At 63.0% G+C, this 18,222-nt stretch carries 21 protein-coding genes; 13 read left to right on the plus strand and 8 right to left on the minus strand.

Annotated features, from left to right (window positions below; all coding sequences use genetic code 11):
* The first annotated feature begins 12 nt into the window (after positions 1-12).
* The 7 genes from ACTJK6_RS00065 (at position 13) to purF (ending at position 7,036) form a co-directional block, all read left to right on the plus strand.
* A complete protein-coding gene (locus ACTJK6_RS00065) occupies positions 13-834 on the plus strand; it encodes a DNA-methyltransferase (protein WP_440838086.1) in 822 nt (273 codons plus the stop codon).
* 14 nt (positions 835-848) lie between these two features.
* Positions 849-1,646, plus strand: coding sequence for a tryptophan synthase subunit alpha (gene trpA / locus ACTJK6_RS00070; RefSeq protein ID WP_232040400.1), 798 nt, complete (start codon positions 849-851; stop codon positions 1,644-1,646).
* A 30-nt stretch (positions 1,647-1,676) separates the two neighbouring features.
* Positions 1,677-2,549, plus strand: a complete 873-nt coding sequence (accD, locus tag ACTJK6_RS00075) for an acetyl-CoA carboxylase, carboxyltransferase subunit beta (protein WP_232040399.1) — start codon at positions 1,677-1,679, stop codon at positions 2,547-2,549.
* Positions 2,550-2,641: 92 nt separating this feature from the next.
* The gene (folC, locus tag ACTJK6_RS00080) at positions 2,642-3,940 is read left to right on the plus strand and encodes a bifunctional tetrahydrofolate synthase/dihydrofolate synthase (RefSeq protein ID WP_440838087.1); all 1,299 of its coding nucleotides are present in this window, start codon (positions 2,642-2,644) and stop codon (positions 3,938-3,940) included.
* A 13-nt stretch (positions 3,941-3,953) separates the two neighbouring features.
* Positions 3,954-4,814 (plus strand): SPOR domain-containing protein, encoded by an 861-nt coding sequence (locus ACTJK6_RS00085; protein ID WP_232040397.1) that lies wholly within the window; start codon positions 3,954-3,956, stop codon positions 4,812-4,814.
* Between the two features lie 90 nt (positions 4,815-4,904).
* Entirely contained in the window at positions 4,905-5,402 is a 498-nt protein-coding gene (locus tag ACTJK6_RS00090) for a CvpA family protein (protein ID WP_343661024.1), read from the plus strand.
* Between the two features lie 98 nt (positions 5,403-5,500).
* Positions 5,501-7,036: an amidophosphoribosyltransferase gene (gene purF, locus ACTJK6_RS00095; protein ID WP_232040395.1), complete on the plus strand. Its 1,536-nt coding sequence runs from the start codon at positions 5,501-5,503 to the stop codon at positions 7,034-7,036.
* Between the two features lie 69 nt (positions 7,037-7,105).
* On the opposite strand, the gene ACTJK6_RS00100 is transcribed toward purF, so the two are convergent.
* The 4 genes from ACTJK6_RS00100 to ACTJK6_RS00115 all read right to left on the minus strand — a co-directional run bounded on the left by ACTJK6_RS00100 (position 7,106) and on the right by ACTJK6_RS00115 (position 9,810).
* Positions 7,106-7,927: an ABC transporter permease gene (locus ACTJK6_RS00100; protein ID WP_232040394.1), complete on the minus strand. Its 822-nt coding sequence runs from the start codon at positions 7,925-7,927 to the stop codon at positions 7,106-7,108.
* A gap of 11 nt (positions 7,928-7,938) precedes the next feature.
* Complete coding sequence (gene nodI, locus ACTJK6_RS00105) at positions 7,939-8,901, minus strand: nodulation factor ABC transporter ATP-binding protein NodI (RefSeq protein ID WP_260802267.1); 963 nt, start codon at positions 8,899-8,901, stop codon at positions 7,939-7,941.
* Positions 8,902-9,060: 159 nt separating this feature from the next.
* The gene (locus tag ACTJK6_RS00110) at positions 9,061-9,261 is read right to left on the minus strand and encodes a glycine zipper 2TM domain-containing protein (RefSeq protein ID WP_004634401.1); all 201 of its coding nucleotides are present in this window, start codon (positions 9,259-9,261) and stop codon (positions 9,061-9,063) included.
* 138 nt (positions 9,262-9,399) lie between these two features.
* On the minus strand, positions 9,400-9,810 hold the full coding sequence (locus tag ACTJK6_RS00115) for a PRC-barrel domain-containing protein (protein WP_260802268.1): 411 nt from the start codon (positions 9,808-9,810) through the stop codon (positions 9,400-9,402).
* Between the two features lie 190 nt (positions 9,811-10,000).
* Between ACTJK6_RS00115 and ACTJK6_RS00120 the strand changes: the two genes are divergently transcribed.
* From ACTJK6_RS00120 to ACTJK6_RS00140, 5 genes are all read left to right on the plus strand, one after another.
* Positions 10,001-10,510 (plus strand): phasin family protein, encoded by a 510-nt coding sequence (locus ACTJK6_RS00120; RefSeq protein ID WP_260802269.1) that lies wholly within the window; start codon positions 10,001-10,003, stop codon positions 10,508-10,510.
* 260 nt (positions 10,511-10,770) lie between these two features.
* Positions 10,771-11,010: a hypothetical protein gene (locus ACTJK6_RS00125; RefSeq protein ID WP_232040390.1), complete on the plus strand. Its 240-nt coding sequence runs from the start codon at positions 10,771-10,773 to the stop codon at positions 11,008-11,010.
* 151 nt (positions 11,011-11,161) lie between these two features.
* A complete protein-coding gene (locus tag ACTJK6_RS00130) occupies positions 11,162-11,491 on the plus strand; it encodes a hypothetical protein (protein ID WP_440838088.1) in 330 nt (109 codons plus the stop codon).
* Positions 11,492-11,736: 245 nt separating this feature from the next.
* Positions 11,737-12,024, plus strand: coding sequence for a hypothetical protein (locus ACTJK6_RS00135; RefSeq protein WP_414560775.1), 288 nt, complete (start codon positions 11,737-11,739; stop codon positions 12,022-12,024).
* Between the two features lie 309 nt (positions 12,025-12,333).
* Positions 12,334-12,747 (plus strand): GlcG/HbpS family heme-binding protein, encoded by a 414-nt coding sequence (locus tag ACTJK6_RS00140; RefSeq protein ID WP_024972523.1) that lies wholly within the window; start codon positions 12,334-12,336, stop codon positions 12,745-12,747.
* A gap of 206 nt (positions 12,748-12,953) precedes the next feature.
* Here ACTJK6_RS00140 and hemP read toward each other — a convergent pair whose 3' ends face one another.
* From hemP to ACTJK6_RS00160, 4 genes are all read right to left on the minus strand, one after another.
* Positions 12,954-13,235, minus strand: a complete 282-nt coding sequence (gene hemP / locus ACTJK6_RS00145) for a hemin uptake protein HemP (protein ID WP_232040387.1) — start codon at positions 13,233-13,235, stop codon at positions 12,954-12,956.
* Positions 13,236-13,458: 223 nt separating this feature from the next.
* A complete protein-coding gene (locus tag ACTJK6_RS00150; protein WP_024975369.1) occupies positions 13,459-13,869 on the minus strand; it encodes an ExbD/TolR family protein in 411 nt (136 codons plus the stop codon).
* Between the two features lie 9 nt (positions 13,870-13,878).
* A complete protein-coding gene (locus tag ACTJK6_RS00155) occupies positions 13,879-14,607 on the minus strand; it encodes a MotA/TolQ/ExbB proton channel family protein (RefSeq protein ID WP_045203291.1) in 729 nt (242 codons plus the stop codon).
* A 49-nt stretch (positions 14,608-14,656) separates the two neighbouring features.
* Positions 14,657-15,313 carry an energy transducer TonB gene (locus ACTJK6_RS00160; RefSeq protein WP_260802272.1) on the minus strand — a complete coding sequence of 219 codons (657 nt, stop codon included), beginning with the start codon at positions 15,311-15,313 and terminating at the stop codon, positions 14,657-14,659.
* Between the two features lie 516 nt (positions 15,314-15,829).
* Here ACTJK6_RS00160 and ACTJK6_RS00165 point away from each other — a divergent pair.
* Positions 15,830-18,151 (plus strand): AAA family ATPase, encoded by a 2,322-nt coding sequence (locus tag ACTJK6_RS00165; protein WP_440838089.1) that lies wholly within the window; start codon positions 15,830-15,832, stop codon positions 18,149-18,151.
* The last annotated feature ends 71 nt before the right edge of the window (positions 18,152-18,222 follow it).

The following is an 18,222-nucleotide window of genomic DNA, read 5'->3' on the forward strand; positions in this document are numbered from 1 at the left end:
ACTGGCACACGCATGACCGAGCGCGCCATCGACGGCATCTTCAACGAGGACTGCATTACCGGGGTCGGGCATCTGGCCGACGGCAGTGTGGACCTTGTCATCGCCGATCCGCCGTACGGGCTGGGCAAGGATTACGGCAACGACTCCGACAAGCTGTCGGGCGATGCATACCTCGCCTGGTCCGAACGCTGGATCGATGCGGTGCGGCCGAAGCTGGCGCGCAACGGATCGCTCTACCTGTTCTGCACGTGGCAATACGCGCCGGAACTGTTCGTGATGCTCAAGCGGCGCCTCACGATGGTCAACGAGATCATCTGGGACCGCCGAGTGCCGAGTATGGGCGGCAGCACGCGCAAGTTCTCGTCGGTGCACGACAACATCGGCTTTTTTGCCGCTTCACGCGATTACTACTTCGATGTCGACGCCGTGCGCATTCCGTACGATGCCGAGACGAAAAAAGCGCGCAGCCGCAAGCGTTTCGAGGGCAAGAAGTGGCTGGAAGTCGGCTACAACCCGAAGGACGTGTGGAGCGTGTCGCGCCTGCACCGGCAAGACCCGGAGCGCGCCGAGCATCCAACCCAAAAGCCGCTGGAACTGGTGGAACGCATGATTCTGGCAAGCTGCCCGCCGGGCGGTCTGGTGCTGGACCCGTTCCTGGGCAGCGGCACAACGGCGGCCGCGTGTGCAAGGCTTGACCGCCGCTTCGCCGGCTTCGAGATCAATGCCGACTATTGCCGCGTGGCGCGCGAGCGGGTGGCTGCTGTGCATGCCGCCGCTGCCGCCAACGTCCAACCGACTGAATCGCAGGCGCCTGAGACTATCAAGGTCGCCTGAAACCTGATCCCCCTATGTCCCGCATCGCTCAAACTTTTTCGCAGTTGTCCGCACAGGGCCGCAAGGGCCTGATTCCGTTCATCACGGCGGGTGATCCGTACCCCGAGATGACCGTCGACCTGATGCACGCGCTGGTCAAGGGCGGTTCCAACGTCATCGAACTGGGCGTACCGTTCTCCGACCCGATGGCGGACGGCCCAGTTATTCAGCGTGCTTCGGAGCGCGCATTGGCCAAAAAGGTCGGTCTGCGCACGGTGCTGGAGTATGTGCGTGCATTCCGCACCACCGATTCAACGACGCCCGTGGTGCTCATGGGCTACGCCAACCCGATCGAGCGCATGGGCGTGGAGGCGTTTGCCAAAGCTGCATCCGAAGCCGGCGTGGACGGCGTCCTCGTGGTCGACTATCCGCCCGAAGAGTGCGAGGCTTTTGCCAACACCATGCGCGCCGCTGGCATTGATCCGATCTTCCTGCTGGCGCCCACGTCCACCGAAGCGCGTATCGCGCAGATCGCGCGCGTGGCGAGTGGCTACATCTACTACGTGTCGCTCAAAGGCGTGACAGGCGCGGCCACCATCGACCTCGACGCTGTGGCGGCACGCATCCCGCAAATCCGCCAGCACGCGCGGCTGCCGGTGGGCGTCGGGTTCGGCATTCGTGACGCTGCAACGGCACGTGCGATCAGCGGTGTGGCGGATGCGGTGGTCATCGGATCCCGCATTGTGCAATTGCTTGAAGAAGCACCTCGCGAACAAGCGGTACAATACTTGACTGATTTCATCGCGGAGATTCGCCAGGCGCTCGACGCCTGATCTCGGCGACACCGCATTCAAGGAGCACGCATGAGCTGGCTGGACAAACTGCTTCCGCCCAAGATCCAACAGACCGACCCGTCGCAACGCAAGGGCATTCCGGAGGGCCTCTGGGTCAAATGCCCGGCCTGCGAGTCGGTGCTGTATCGGACCGACGTCGAGGCCAACCTGCACGTCTGCCCGAAGTGCGACCACCACATGCGTATCGGAGCCCGTGCTCGCCTGGACGCGCTGCTGGACGCCGAAGGGCGCTATGAGTTGGGTCAGGAGATCCTCCCGGTCGACGCGCTCAAGTTCAAGGACAGCAAAAAGTACCCCGACCGCATCAAGGCCGCCATGGACAACACCGGCGAGACCGATGCGATGGTCGTGATGGGCGGCGCCATCCATGCATTGCCGGTGGTGGTGGCCTGCTTCGAGTTCGAATTCATGACGGGCTCGATGGGCTCGGTGGTGGGCGAGCGTTTCGCGCGTGGTGCGCAGATGGCGCTGGAACAGAAGGTGCCGTTCATCTGTGTGACGGCCTCGGGCGGTGCGCGCATGCAGGAAAGCCTGCTGTCGCTCATGCAAATGGCCAAGACCACTGCGATGGTCCAGAAGCTGGCGCTAGCCAAGCTGCCGTTCATCAGCGTGCTGACCGATCCGACCACGGGCGGTGTGTCCGCCAGCTTCGCCTTCATGGGCGACGTGGTGATCGCCGAGCCCAAGGCAATGATCGGCTTTGCCGGTCCGCGTGTGATCGAGCAGACCGTTCGCGAGAAACTGCCGGAAGGCTTCCAGCGCGCTGAGTTTCTGCTGCAGAAGGGCGCCATCGACATGATTGTCGACCGCCGCAACATGCGCCGCGAGATCGCAGAGCTTCTTGCGCTCCTGCAGAAGCAACCGGCCGACGCACTGGCCTGATGCAGCACATCTGTTGAACCGAAGCGCGGGCGTGAGTCCGCGCTTCTTGTTTTTGCGCGGCCCGTTTCCTGAAGCCGCGCCACCTATTTCGCATGCCTACATTCGACACGCTGCCCGACTGGCTGGCCCACCTGGAAACCGCACACCCGGTCGGCATCGACATGGGCTTGGCCCGCATCAGTCGCGTGCGCGATGCGCTCGGGCTGGAATTCAAGTCAGTCGTCTTTACGGTGGGCGGCACCAATGGCAAGGGCTCGACCTGCGCGATGCTCGAGGCGATCTTGCTGGCCGCCGGCTACAAGGTCGGTTGCCATACCTCGCCACACCTGATCGATTTTAACGAGCGCGCTCGCGTGAATGGAGAGATCGCCACCGACGCGATGCTGCTGCCGCACTTCGCGGCCGTAGAGCGCGCGCGCTGCAGCTTCCCTGAGCCCGTCAGCCTGACCTATTTCGAATTCACCACGCTGGCGATCATGCATCTGTTCGCCAACGCGGGTCTTGATGCGGTGATCCTCGAAGTCGGCCTGGGTGGCCGGTTGGACGCGGTCAACATTGTCGACACGGATTGCGCCATCATCACCAGCGTCGATCTCGATCACATGGCCTACCTGGGCGATACCCGCGAGGCGATCGGCTTTGAGAAAGCCGGCATCTTCCGTGCAGGCAAGCCGGCGATCTGCTCTGACCCGGTGCCGCCGATCTCCCTAGTGAAACACGCCGAGGCCATTGGCGCAGATCTCTGGCTGATCGGTCGCGATTTCAACTTCCAGGGCGACAAGCAGCAGTGGGGCTTTAGCGGCCGCGGGCGCCGTTGGTCGAGCCTGGGCTATCCCGCATTGCGCGGGGCGAACCAACTGCTGAATGCGTCGGCGGCGCTGGCTGCTTTGGAATCAGTGCGCGATCGGTTGCCGATCTCGGCGCAGGACGTGCGTCTGGGGCTGTCGCAGGTGGTGCTGCCGGGGCGCTTCCAGGTTCTGCCGGGGCGTCCGTCCGTGATCCTGGATGTCGCACACAACCCGCACGCGTCGGCCGCGCTGGGCCAGAACCTCGAGAACATGGGCTTCTACCGCTACACCTACGCGGTGTTCGGTGCGATGCAGGACAAGGACATCGAAGGTGTGCTCCGGCACATGCTCGACAAGGTCGATCACTGGTGCCTGACCGACTTGCCGACGCCGCGCGCGGCGACTGCCGCAAGCCTGGCGCAGGTGCTGGCCGACGCCGGTTTCCGCGCAGGCAAGGAATCAAGCGTGAGCACATTCAGCGATCCCGCCACAGCCTATCGCAACGCCATGGAGCGGGCCACCGAGGATGATAGAATCGTGGTCTTCGGATCGTTCTACACCGTTGCCGGCGTGCTGGCGGAGCGCAAGAGTCGCGCGCACTAAAACCGGGGCCCTCATGGGACTGTTTTCCATCTTTTCCTCCCGCAAGAACGCTGAAGGCCAACGCACACGCGGCGCAGCCGCCGGTAGTGCTGCCGATGTGGCTCGCGATGCGGTGCGGGGTTCGCGCGCATCGTCGAATGCTCGCAGCCGCGCTTCCCGTCGCACCGACGATGACGACGACGGTCTTGACCCTGAACTCCCGCAAAAACAACGCGCTCGCCGCAGGCTGATCGGTGCCGTGGTGCTGGTTGGCGCCGCCGTGATCGTGCTGCCCCTCGTGTTTGATTCCAAGCCGCGCCCCGTGACCGATGCCGTGGCCGTGCAGATCCAGGATCAGCCGGTCGATCGTGGCGCCAAGGCCTCGACCGACGAGCCGAAGGTCGCCAGCCGGCGTTCCGCGTCGCGTCCCGCAGTTTCGTCGACGGATCAGGCGCAGGCGCTTGACCAGGGCGAAGAGGTTGTCGCAAGCAATGACGCGCCGCCCGCAGCCCAGAACCCGCCGGCTGCAGCCAAGCCCGCGACACCGCCCAAGCCCGTCGCCAGTCCGACGCCACCTGCTGAATCCAAGCCCGCAGCGAAACCTGCCCAACCGGCCGCCCAGCCCCCACAGCAAGCGGCTGCACCGAGCACCGATGCCAACGGCGGCAAGTTCATTCTCCTGATCGGCGCATTCGCTTCAGAGGACCGCGCCCGCAATTGGCTGGGCAAGCTCAAGGGCGAGAAGATTCCGGGTTACATCGAACACAAGAAGGTGCCTGAGAAGGGCGATCTGGCCTTGCTGCGAGCGGGGCCGTTCAACGATCGTGCGTCTGCGGAAGCGGCGCAGAAGCGTGCAGAGCAGATTGGCCTGACGCCCAAACTCGTGCAGCAATGATGATGCGACCGAACGTGGACTCAGCGCGCTCGTCAGATTTGCTGATTCATCACCCCGCACTCCGCCACAGTCAATCCAAGCCGCTGCCCGATGCAACCGACTTTCTTTGACTACGGTGTGCTGTTCATCATCGTCACATCGGCGCTGATTGGGTTGTTTCGGGGGCTGATCCGCGAAGTGCTGGCGCTGCTGGGGTGGCTGTTTGCCGCGTGGGTGGCGTACACGTTTTCTGGTGTGGCGGCGGGCTGGATGCCGGAATCGCTGCCCGGTGGGCCGGTGGCACGCACCATTCTCGGTTTCGTCCTACTGTTTATCGTGACGGTGATTGCAACTTCGCTGGTGGGCGCACTGCTTTCGGCGGCCCTGGCGAGCGCGGGGCTCAAGCCGGCAGATCGCGGTTTGGGTATGGTGTTCGGGTTGGCACGCGGTGGCGTGATCATCCTCGTGTTGATGACGGTGGCCGGCTTTACCAGTCTGCCTGAGCAACCGTTCTGGCGCGAGGCGATTACGCGACCCTATGCGGAGCAGGCAGCACAAGCGGCCAAGCCGTTGTTGCCCCCGGACGTCGCGAAGTATGTTCACTATTGATCTGGAGCGCCTGGCCACGAGCTAGGCGATCCGGAAAGCTTTTTCGGCGCCCGCAACGGGTGTGGGCGCCACCAAATACGTTCTCGCTGGAGTTCGACATGTGCGGTATCGTTGGGGTGGTTTCAGCCACGCCCGTCAATCAGCTGATCTACGACAGTCTGTTGCTCCTGCAACACCGGGGGCAAGACGCGGCGGGCATTGCCACCGCATCAGGCAGCACTTTCCACATGCACAAGGCCAACGGCATGGTTCGGGACGTGTTCCGCACCCGTAACATGCGCGGCCTGCCGGGTACGAGCGGCATCGGCCAAGTGCGCTATCCGACCGCGGGTTCCTCCAGCGAAGAAGAAGCCCAACCGTTCTATGTCAACGCGCCGTTCGGCATCGTGCTGGCACACAACGGCAACCTGACGAACTCCGATCAGCTGCGCGACGAGATGTTCCGGCGCGACCGCCGCCACATCAACACGCAGTCTGACTCGGAAGTGCTGCTCAATGTGCTGGCCGACGAGCTGCAACGCGCCAGCAACGACATCCCGCTGAATCGCGATTCCATCTTCACGGCCGTGGAAGGCCTGCACCGCCGCGTGCGCGGTTCGTATGCCATCGCTGCCGAGATTTCCGGCTACGGCGTGCTGGCTGTGCGCGACCCGTTTGGCATCCGCCCGCTCGCACTTGGTAGCCAGGAAACGCCGGAGGGCCACATCGAATACATGGTCGCTTCGGAGTCCGTGGCGCTGGAAGGCATCGGCTTCAAGTTCGAGCGCGATGTGGCCCCGGGCGAAGCCATCTTCATCGACCTCGAGGGCAAGCTGCACACCAAGCAATGCGCCGCCAACCCTGTGCTTTCGCCCTGCATTTTTGAATACGTGTATCTCGCCCGCCCGGACTCCCGTATGGATGGCGTGTCGGTGTACGACGCGCGCCTGCGCATGGGCGATTACCTGGCCGAGAAGATCAAGCGCGAGGTCACCGACAAGATCGACGTGGTGATGCCGATCCCGGATTCATCGCGTCCGGCCGCAATGCAAGTGGCCAACCACCTGGGCGTGCCGTATCGCGAAGGTTTCTTCAAGAACCGCTACGTTGGCCGTACCTTCATCATGCCGGGCCAGGCGGTGCGCAAGAAGTCCGTGCGTCAGAAGCTCAACGCCATGGCGATCGAGTTCAAGGACAAGAACGTGCTGATCGTCGACGACTCCATCGTGCGCGGCACGACCTCGTCGGAGATCGTGCAGATGGCGCGCGATGCCGGTGCGAAGAAGGTGATCTTCGCTTCGGCCGCGCCGCCGGTGAAGTTCCCGAACGTGTACGGTATCGACATGCCGACGCGCGGCGAACTGGTGGCTTATGGCCGCACGCACGAAGAGATTGCCAAGATCATCGGCGCCGACCAGCTCGTGTACCAAGACGTGGAAGACATGAAGCGCGCCGTGCGCGACGTCAATCCGGCGCTGAAGGATTTCGATGCGTCATGCTTTGACGGCAAATACGTAACCGGCGACATTGACGAGGCTTACCTTGATCGCCTGGAGGCTGCGCGCAACAACTCGGCCAAGGCCGATCGTGAGAATGCGCAGAACGATGATCCGCGTACGCAATTGCATCTGCAGCGCTCTGCCGTGAACGAGTAAATCTCGAGCGCAGCAAAAGAAAAGCCCGTCATCGCGACGGGCTTTTTTGTTGGGCGTTGCGATCGCGCCTTACTTGAGCATGCGACGACGCAGCAGCCACAGGCACAGCAGCAGCGCGCCAACGGCGTAGAGAAGCAGCACGCCGAGGTGCAGCAGGATGTTCTCCGGCGTGCGGCCCAGCATCAGCGGGCGGATCAGGTCTACCGCGTGCGGCAATGGCAGCACGCTCGTCGCTGCGCGCACGGGCGCCGGCAGTTGCGAGAGCGGAAAGAACACGCCCGAGAGCAGCATCATCGGCGTGATCACCAGCGTCTGGTAGAACATGAAGAAGTCGTAGTTGGGCGCGAGCGCCGTCATGTTCATCGCCAGGCAGGCAAAGGTAAAGCCGGTCAGCACGATAACGGGTAGGGCGAGCAGTGCTTGCGGCATCGACGCATAGCCGAGAGCACCGGCAACCAGCATGATCGCCAGGCCCGAGAGCACCGACTTGCTGGCGGCCCAGAGCAGCTCCCCAAGGACCACGTCACCCAGGCTGAGCGGCGCGTACAGAATTGCTTCCCAGGTACGTTGCACGTGCATGCGCGAAAACGCGGAATACATCGCCTCGAAGCTCGCCGACATCATCGTGCTGGACGCCACCGTGCCGGCTGCCAGGAATGCGATGTACGACACGCCGTCGACGCGCCCGACCAGCAGGCCCAGGCCGAGCCCAAGGCCGAACAGGTAAATCATCGGGTCAGCCAGATTGCCGGCCATCGACGGAATGGCCAGCTTGCGCCACACCATGAAGTTGCGCAGCCAGACGTACTGCCAGTTGCGGAAGTTCAGTGGTAGCAGGGGCTGCGGAAAGGCGCGTTTCTGCGTTGGGGTGAGTGCGGTTTCAGTGGACATGGGCGGTTCTCTCAGTCGCGCATTTCGCGGCCGGTCAGGCGCAGGAACACATCTTCGAGATTGGCCGGGCGGTGCAGATAGCGCAGCCCGGGCATGGTGTGCGTTTCTGCCTGCGTGCGCAGCGCGGCCACCAGCGGCTGCGGATCGCGTGCATAGCAGAAGAGCGTCTCGCCACTGGTTTCGACGCGATCAGCGAGCGGTGTCAGCAGCGCGCGCAGGGCGTTGAGGTCGTCGCCGTAGACTTCTACGACGTCGCAGCCGATTTCGCGTGCGATGAGTTCTTGTGGCTTGCCTTGCGCGATCTTCCGGCCGTTGTCGATCACGCAGAGCTCATCGCACAGGCGCTCGGCTTCTTCCATGAAATGCGTGGTCAGCAAGATGGTCTTGCCTGCTGCGAGCAATGAGCGCAGGCGCTCCCAGATCAAATGTCGCGCTTGCGGGTCGAGCCCCGTGGTGGGCTCGTCCATGACGAGGATGTCGGGATCGTTGATCAGCGCGCGCGCTACCGTCAGCCGTCGCTTCATGCCGCCCGAGAGGGCGCGTACGGGCGCATCGGCCTTCTGTTCGAGCCGCGCGAACTCCAGCAGGGTAGGAATGCGCTCGCGAATGGTCGCAGACGAGAGGCCAAAGTAGCGCCCAAAGATCCGCAGGTTTTCCGAGACGGAGAAATCAGGATCGAGATTGTCGAACTGCGGCACGACGCCCACACGCATGCGCGCGCGGTGCGCGGCCTCGGGGACGGGCTCGTCGCACAGTCTCAGGCTGCCCGCATCGGGCATCGTCATGCCGAGCAGCATGCGCAGCGTGGTGGTCTTGCCGGCACCGTTGGGGCCGAGCAGGCCAAAGCACTGGCCGCGGCGCACGCTGAAGCTCAGGTTGTCGACGACAGTCTGGTCGCCGTAACGTTTGCGCAAGCCTTCGACGCTGAGGATCGGTGTGCTGCTCACGCCAAAACCTTCTTGCTCGTATCGCACATTGCCTCCGTTGCAAAACGCCGATTATGCGCCGGCATCCGCATATGCGTATGAGGGGAATCTGCGACGACATTGCGCGGCTCTCAGGCAACAAAAAGGGCCAGGCGACATGCCTGGCCCGAGCTTGCAGCGCGCGCATCACTGCGCGCTCTGGCGGGGTTACTTGGTGACGGCGTTACCGACCACGCCACCCAGTGCCGCACCACCCAGCGTGGCGCCCGGACCGCCCCAGATGGCCGCCCCGGCGACACCACCTGCGGCTGCGCCTAGCGCAGTGTTGCGCTGCTTTGGCGTCATGTCCGCGCATCCGCTGACGGATGCCAATGCGGCCGCCAGAATCAAGGATACGAAGGCACGCATAACAAACTCCTTTTGTCGTCTGTGTAACTTCATTCAAGAGCATGCACGCCGCTATGTGCAGGGCAGGTTGCCTGAAAGGCTTGTCAGCCGATTCCCACACCTTCAGCGTGGCTGCAGAGGACAAAGTTCCCCGGCTCGTCAGGCCTTGGCCGGCTTTTGCTGACGCTCGTACTTGAATTCCGGCAGCGCCTTGATGGCGTCTTTGGTCGCGCCAGGCAGCACGATTCTGCCTTGATCGTACTGGAACTGATTCACAGGAATGGCCACGTCATGCCGGCCCAGGCCCACAAAGCCGCCCGCCCCCACGATGGCAAACGACACGGCGTTTTCCGGCGTCACGATCAAGTCCTGCACATTGCCGACCTTCTCCTTGGCCTCGTTGTAGACCGGCTTGCCCAGCACCTGCTTCTTCACACTCACGCCCTTGATGACGGCATCGAGTTCAGTAACGGATACCCCTAGCGCGGCGTGGCCCGCGACCTGCGCGAAAGCCTGCGGTGTGGCGGCAATGGTGGCGCCAGCGATCAGGGCGGCGGCGAGACGTTTCATCGTGACTCCGTGGTCTGGTGAAGGATGCGATTCACTCTAACGCGCACATGGCCGGCACCGCAGGCGATGGCGTCCGAAACACCTGTAGGACAAACGGTTGAGGTCAAGGAAATCGGCATCCTGCGCGGCTACACTGAAACGCCCGGCACATGCTGGACGTATTCACCGATCTCACGAGGGAGTAACCGACATGATGACTCTGGAGCAACTCGGCGTTCTGCAACGATCGCAGCTCGAAACCTGGATGGCGGTCACGGAAGAGGCCGTGAACGGCGTCAATCGCTTGATCGGGCTCAATCTGCAGGCCCTCAAGACCGGTCTTGGCGAAACGGAGCACTGCCTGCACGACGCCGCCGGTGCGCACGACGCCGGCGAATGGTGGAACGCACAAGCGCGTTATCTGCAACCGGCTGGCGAACGTGTCTCTGGCTATACCCGCAACTTTGTTGAAATCGGCGTCGAGACACAGAACGGAATTGCCCGCGCCTTGCAACGCCACGGTGACGAAGTGCGCCGCCAATGGGGCTTCCTCGCGGAAAACCTTGTGGACGCCGCGCCTCCTGGTGCCGAGGCGGCCGTGAATTTTTTCAAAGCATCGGTCGGCCTGGAGGTGGCCGCCGCAGAGGCGGCTGAAGATGCCGGTACGAGCCGGATCCTGAGCCCAAGTGACGTAACCGCCAAGGACGGCACTGCACACTAGGCCTCCTCTGTACGGGTGAGAAGCGTCGGCGTGGGCCGACAGTCATTTCGGTACAGTCCTACAAAACGGCGCGGGCGGAACTCGACACTCCGCCGGTGCGCGCGTCTCTACACTTCCTACATGCCTATCAACATGTGGGAGGTTCTCATGCCCTATCTCGTTGCGTGGCTCTTGGGTGTTCCCGCGCTTGTGTTGCTGGTGATCTGGCTCTTCGTGCATTGACACGGAGCTCGACCTATCCAATACGAACCGGAGGCCACATGACTTTCCGAGACGACTGCAAAATCGAGGTATCCGCCTATGAGCTTTCACCGCAAGCATGGCGCGCAGAAGTGAGCATCCTGCGCGCCAGTAACGGTGAGACCCTGTTAGCCCGCACCACCGTGCGCGAATCCGCCAACACGTATTCGAGCGCCGCCAGAGCCTTGGAAGCCGCGCGAGCGTATGCCGAAGCGATGATCGCCGCAGGCGAGTTCGACTGCAGCCCCGCGCTGGACTGATGAGGCGAGCGTGATGCGCGGAGTGGCGTTACGTTCTGTTACTAATTCGCCAGCGCCGTATCACCTGTGTCAGCGGCCCTGAATACAATACAGATACCGTATTCCGCGCCGGCTACGGACTCGCTCGGCGCTCTAGCTGCAGGTGATCAAGATGATTCGACGCAATGTGCTGTGGATTGCAGGTGCAGCCGCACTGGCAGTGCTGGCCGTGCCGCGGATGGCGTCGGCGCATGTGAGCGTCGGCATCGGGTTTGGCGTGCCGGTGGCGCCTGTGTATGTGGCACCTGCGCCGGTGTACTATCCGGCGCCGCCTCCGGTCTACTACCCGCCCCCGCCGCCTCCGGCGTATTACGCCCCGGCGCCTGTGTATTACGGTCCGCCTGCGTATGGCCCGGCCCCGGTTGTGGTGGGCCCCGGCTGGTACCGTTGGGGTCCTCGCTATCGCTGGTACGACGGCCGTCACTGGCGCCACTGGCGTTAAGCGGGCATCTGCCAAGAGAAGGCTCCTTCGGGAGCTTTTTTCTTTGGCGGCACGAGCCCCGGTGGCATGGCACGTGCGTCAATTTGGATGACGGGTAATCGAGTAGCCAGCCCCGTGACAAAGCAGCGCGGTGGAGAACTGGCGCCTCGCTCACCCGGTCGATATGACGTCCGCGTGAATTACGCGGACACGTGTGTCACAGCGGCGCACGTCATGTTCGCAGTGTCCTGACCGAAGGAGTCCTCATGCAAGTCACCACGCAACGCTTTGCAACGCGCACCTTGGTTGCAGCCGCAAGCGGCTTGGCCCTGGCGCTAGGCGCGGCGGTCGCGCACGCCGGCTCGAGCGATCCGTATCAGGCCACCCACAAGGTGAGCCGCGCCGATCCTTACACCGATGGGGCCAAGGTCAGCCGTGCTGATCCCTACACCGATGGCGCAAAAATGGGCCGCACCGACCCCTATACCGACGGGGCGAAGATGGGGCGCGCCGACCCCTACACCGATGGCGCTTGCAGCGGCCGTCCGTCATAAACCGAGAGCGGCAGGGTTGCTGCCGCATCGCAACATCAAGCCCGGGCCATACCCGGGCTTTTTCTTTGTGCATCTTTATGATGCATGCCGCGTGTTAACGTAGGCTCCCCAGGGACTCAGGAAACGCTGGCGTACGGCGCAAGCGCAACGATACTCGACGATACTGAAGCGCAGGAATGTATCGGCTCTTTTGCGTCATGGGTGCGGGATCATGCTGTGGAAGCGCTCACTGCCGATGGCATACTTTTGCCTGATACGGGCTTTACACAGCCCTTGCGCCTTTGCATTACAACCACCAAGGAGAACGTCATGAAAACGAAACCGTGCCTGTGCCAGGACGATGTCACCAAGATCCTGGACGCTGCCGAGAAAGAAGCGCGCGCGCACCAATGGAACGTGACGATCGCCGTGGTGGACGACGGCGGCCATCTGATGGGCCTGCGCCGCATGGACGGCTGCGCCACCATCTCGGCGTACATCGCCCCGGAAAAGGCCCGTACCGCAGCGCTGGGCCGTCGCGAGTCGAAGATCTACGAAGACATCATCAATAACGGTCGTATCTCGTTCCTGTCGGCGCCGCATCTGCAGGGCATGCTCGAAGGCGGTGTGCCGGTGATGGTGGAAGGCGTGTGCGCCGGTGCGGTGGGTGTGTCGGGCGTGAAGTCCACGGAAGATGTGGTGATCGCCAAGGCGGGCATTGCCGCTGTGAACGTGATCTGCTGATACGCAATCACGCTGGACGAATCAGCAAAGGGAAGGGCGCGGCAGTGGTCGCGCCCTTTTTCTTTGGGCGCGCGATGCAGGGAAAGAGCGGCGTGGCTGGCGGTCGTCTGGCCATGCGAAACAGCCATGCGAAGCGACGACGGCTGGCTAGGGCCGAATGTCTCCTGAGAGAGACGTCCCCACAAAAGCCGGTACCTGTTGCGGTGTTACTTGGTCAGAATCAGCTTGCCGAAGCGCGTGACGCGCAGCGTGTAGATCGCGCCGTTGTGACGGATGGCCACGGCATTCTGGCCGGCAAAGAGTTGCTCGGAAGTCATCACCCGCGTGTCACCGATGGCAGACGGAATATCCCGCACGGCTTCGGGTGCCGCTGATGCGGCCTCCGTTGCGGGCGCGGCATTCAGATCGGCGGGGCGTTTGCGAGCCACGATGACGTGACGACGACGCGTCACGGTACGTCCTGCGTCTTGGTGTTCGGCAACATTCATAGCAATGTCCTGGCGAGCGAAAAACGAGGCTGGGGCGCTGGCTGAAGTCAGCCCAGCGAATTCCAGATAGAGTAAATGAGAATCGTTATCACTACAAGCGTGATCTGAGAATGCGCTGGTCCGTGCTCGAAAAAAAAAACCGGGCGCGTGGCCCGGTTGCGTTAGGTTCTGAAGCGACGAACCCTCGAAGACGAGGTTCGTTGGGCACGGTGATGCGTGCCGCCTAGTGCTGCGGCTCCGTCACGAAGCCGATGCGGGAAAGCCCACCACGCTGGATGGAGGCCATCACCTGCGCCACGCGCTCGTAGCGCACGTTGCGGTCAGCGCGCAGGTGCATTTCCGGCTGCGGCTGCTGCTGTGCGGCCTGGGCGATGTCGGCCTGCAGCGTGGCCTCGTCGACCGGCTGGTTATTCCAGAACACCTGGCCGTCTGCGTTGATCTCGACGTTCACGCTTTGCGGCTTGGCGTCGTCGGGTTTGTTGGACGCGCGCGGCAGGTCGATCTTCACCGCGTGGTTGATCACCGGAATGGTGATGATGAAGATGATCAGCAGCACCAGCATGACGTCGACCAGCGGCGTCATGTTGATCTCGCTCATCACCTCGTCGTCGCTGTCGAAAGATCCGAAGGACATGGCCTCTCCTTACTGCTGCTTGACCGCCGCCAGACGCACGCCGGCGTCGTCACGCGAAGTGCCCGGGCGCAGGCGTGCGCCGGTCACAAAGTAAGCGTGCAGGTCGTGCGCAAAGCGGTTGAGCTTGGCGATGATGGCCTTGTTGCCGCGCGTGAGGGCGTTGTAGCCGAGCACCGCGGGAATGGCCACGGCCAGACCGAAGGCGGTCATGATGAGCGATTCGCCCACGGGGCCGGCCACCTTGTCGATGGTCGGAACGCCCACGGCGCCGATGCCGAGCAGGGCGTGATAAATGCCCCACACCGTGCCGAACAGACCGACGAACGGTGCGGTTGAGCCGACCGATGCCAGTACGGCCAAGCCCGATTGCATCTGGCCCACCGACTCGTCGATCGCGCTCTTGAGCGAGCGCGTGATCCAGTCGGAGATGTCCATCACATCGTGCAGCTGCGGCTGGCTGGCGCGATGGTGCTGTGCAGCCTCGCGGCCGGTTTGCGCCAACATGTGGAACGGGTTGTCCTTGGCTGAGCCCAGCGTCTGCATGGCGTGATCGAAGTCATCCGAGTGCCAGAAACGCTTTTCAGCGCCTTGCGCCATCGACTTCAGGCGCACGATGTCCCATGCCTTGGTGAAGATGACGATCCACGAGGCGAGCGACATGATGAGCAGCAGAATTGCCGTGGCGCGGGTAACGATATCGCCTTGTGTCCAGAGATGGGAAAGACCGAGTTCCTGCATGATGAATGTCCTGAATTGAGCGAGAGGCTAAGCGAGAAGCGGGATCGAATCAGTTATCGAGCTTGAAGACGAACGGCTTGCTGGCCACCACGGGCACGGCGTGGCCGTTCTGCTTGTAAGGGCTGCACTTGATGGCGCGCGCGGCATCGGTGGCGGCACGGTCAAGGCGCGGCGAGCCGGACGACGAGGTGACCGTCACGTTGGTGACTTCACCCGCCGTGCCAATGGAAATCTTGACCATGGCGCGGCCTTCCTCGCCCATCTTCTGCGACATGCTGGGATAGACGAGCGGCGGATCGCTGCATTGAATGTCGTTGATGCCGACGCTGATCGGGCCAGACGAAACTGGGGCCGGCGCGGGCGCAGGTTCCGGAGCCGGTGCCGGCGGCGTGGGCGGTGCGGCGGGCACCACGGGGGCATTATCCGACGGCGGCAGCGTGGGCGTCGGCATCGGCGTGGGCTTGGGTTGCGCGACCGGCTTGACGATATTGACGGGCTTGGGCGCCTCTTGCTTGACCGGCTGCTGCTTGGGCGGCTCCGGCTGCTTGATCGGCTCAGGCGCGGCCGGAATGATGTGCGCCTGGATTTCCAGTGGTTCTTCGACAGTCGGGCGCGGCGCGATCAGGCCAAGCTGAATCAGCATCAGCACGCCCGCATGCAGCAACAGCACGACCACCAGGATCTTGAGAGTACGAGGGTGAATCATCAACGACCGTGAATCGAAAGCAGAGAAAAGGAATGCGATGCGATGGTGGTGGGATGAACGACGAAAGCGGCGTAGCGTCAGCGCTTGCCGAAGACGATCAGTGAAACCCCAATGCTGATGAGCAGACTCAGGAGCAATTCCATGGCGCCTAGCGTTGAAGCCAGCCGGCCGTCGCCAGCGTGACAGGTATTGTAGGCCTGCAAGTGCAACAGTGTTGCGACAACCGAACAGAGTTTGCGTTCAGTCTATTGGGCCGATAGGCAAAGTATAAACGATAATGATTCCTATTTGCGCACAAAATTCCCTCTCTTTCGTGGGGTGGGACTCACGTCCAGACGGCCGATGGCGGGAAACTGCCTGTGCAGGCGGTTGGCCATTCAAGGCGCTGCGGGCGCGCAACTTGCAAAGACACGGGTCCACCCGGGGTACGCTGTGTGCGCAAACGCGCTAGGATGAAAACCATTCAAACACGGTGACCGGCCGGCCAACCGTGAAACGGGGAAGAAGGGGGCGACCATGGATGAAGCCAACCTCAACATGGACGACGCTGACGACGATGGCACGTTCGTCCCCACGGGCGGCAGGCAGCCGCAGGCGCTGCTGTTGTCCTCGCTCGATTCCATGTGCGCACAGTTTGCGCTGCGCACGGTCTGTGCGATGGGCCTGCGCTTCAACCTGCGCACCAATATCAATGACATTCTCACCGTTTGCGCGCCGGAGCTGATCTGGCCCGTCACGGTCATCCAGCGGCTGCAGCGTTTTCTGTCTGCGCGCTGCGCCGATATGCCGGGTTGGCGTGCGGTCGGCAAGCTCGACTTGCCCACCTTCATGGAGCGCCACGGCCAGTGGAGCAGCGCCTTCGATGAAGGCTCGCTGTTCTATTACCTCGACGAGTACGTCAAGCATCACGCCAAGGACATGTTCACCGTGTTTGGCGCGTCGTGCGATGCGCTGGGCGAGCGATTGTCCGGTGAACGTGTCCTGCTCGTCGGCAACATCGACATGTTGGCCCGCGTGCTCGGCCTGCCGCCGCACGAACGCGCGCTGCTGTTGTTTGCCTCCCTGGTGAAGTACAAGCGCGACCTGCGCGCAGTGATGGTCGATTGCAAGGTTGCGCACAGCCAGGAAGCGTTCCAACTGCTCGCCAGTCTGGCGGGGGCGAGCACGTCCGAAGTTGCCGCGTCATTGCGGCCCGGTTCGCGACTGGAGACGCTGGGTCTCATCGAGCCGCCTCTGCCGGAGAACAGCGTCACCGACCTGGGCGATCTGATGCGCATCTCCGACCGCCTGCTGCATGTGCTGCTGGGCGACTACGCCAGCGAGGCGGACATGATGGCCGTCTTCACGCGGCCTGCCCCGTCGACCACGCTGTCGCAGTCCGACTACCCGCATGTGGAAACCGATGCGCGCTACCTGACCGCGCTGTTGGAGAACGCGTCGCAGCAGCGTGCCTCGGGCGTCAATATCCTGCTGTACGGCGCGCCTGGCACCGGCAAGACGGAACTGGCCCGCGTACTGGCACGTGACGCTGGTTGCGAACTGTACGAGGTGGATTGTCTCGACAAGGACGGCAACAGCCTCACGGGCAAAGACCGCTATCGCTCGCTGCAGGTGTCGCAGGCGTTCCTGCGCGGGCGGCCCGGTGCGGTACTGCTGTTCGACGAAGTGGAAGACGTGTTCCCCGGCCCGACGCGCGAGTTGATGAGCCTCTTCGGCCACGAGGAGCCGCGTGGCTCGGTCAACGGCAAGGCGTGGGTGAACCAGACGCTGGAGCAGAACCCTGTGCCGGTGATCTGGGTGTCGAATTCGATCCGCCAGATCGATCCGGCATATCTTCGCCGCTTCCAGTTCCACCTTGAGCTGAAGGTGCCGCCGCCGACGGTGCGCGAAAGCATCATCCGCAAGCATTTGGAAGGGCTGGAGGTGTCGGACGCGTTCATGGCCAAGCTGGCGGCGCGCAAGACGCTCACGCCTGCGCAGATCGATTCTGCCGCACGCTTTGCGCGCCTGACGCAGCCGGCAATGGAAGAGCCTGCCGAATCGCTGATCGAGCGTCAGCTGGACCACGCCGATCAGGCGATGGGCTTGCGCCCGGACGTGCAGGCGCACCGCGTCGTGACCGAATACAAGCTGGATTACCTGAACCTCGAGACACGGTTTTCCGTCGAGCGCATCATCGAAGCGCTGCGCGCACGGCGACGCGGCACGCTGTGCTTCTACGGGCCGCCGGGCACGGGCAAAACGGTGCTGGCCGAGCACATTGCGGCGCAGCTCGACATGCCGTTGATGATTCGCCGCGCGTCGGACTTGATGAGCAAGTACGTTGGCGAAACCGAGCAGCAGATTGCTGCGATGTTCTCGCGAGCAGAAGAAGAGCGCGCATTGCTTCTGCTCGACGAGGCGGACAGCTTCATGCAGAGCCGCCAGGGCGCGGTGCGCAATTACGAAGTGTCGGAAGTCAACGAGATGCTGCAGGGCATGGAGCGCTTTGACGGCATCTTCGTCTGCACGACCAACTTGTTTGATCGGATTGACGAAGCGGCGCTGCGGCGGTTTGCGTTCAAGATCCGCTTCAAGCCGCTCGTACGTGCCCAGCGTGAGCAGATGTTCATTGCCGAGGCGCTAGGCGGCAAGGCCGAGGCGCTCAAGCCGGTGTGGCGCGAAATGCTGGCGTCGCTCGACATGCTCACGCCCGGCGACTTTGCGGTGGTCAAGCAGCAGTCTGTGCTGCTGGGCGAGACGCTTGACCCGGAGGCCTTCCTTGCGCAACTGCGGCAGGAGCATTCCATCAAGCCGGAACTGCGTGAGCGGCGCTCCATCGGATTCACACCGCGCTGACGCTTAACGCACATCAAGCGCAGGTCCACGCGTCTGCGCTAACGTGGTCGGCTGGATAGATGTCCGACTGA

Origin of the sequence: Ralstonia sp. 22086, assembly GCF_052045975.1 — a bacterium.
Taxonomy (GTDB): Bacteria; Pseudomonadota; Gammaproteobacteria; order Burkholderiales; family Burkholderiaceae; genus Ralstonia; species Ralstonia wenshanensis.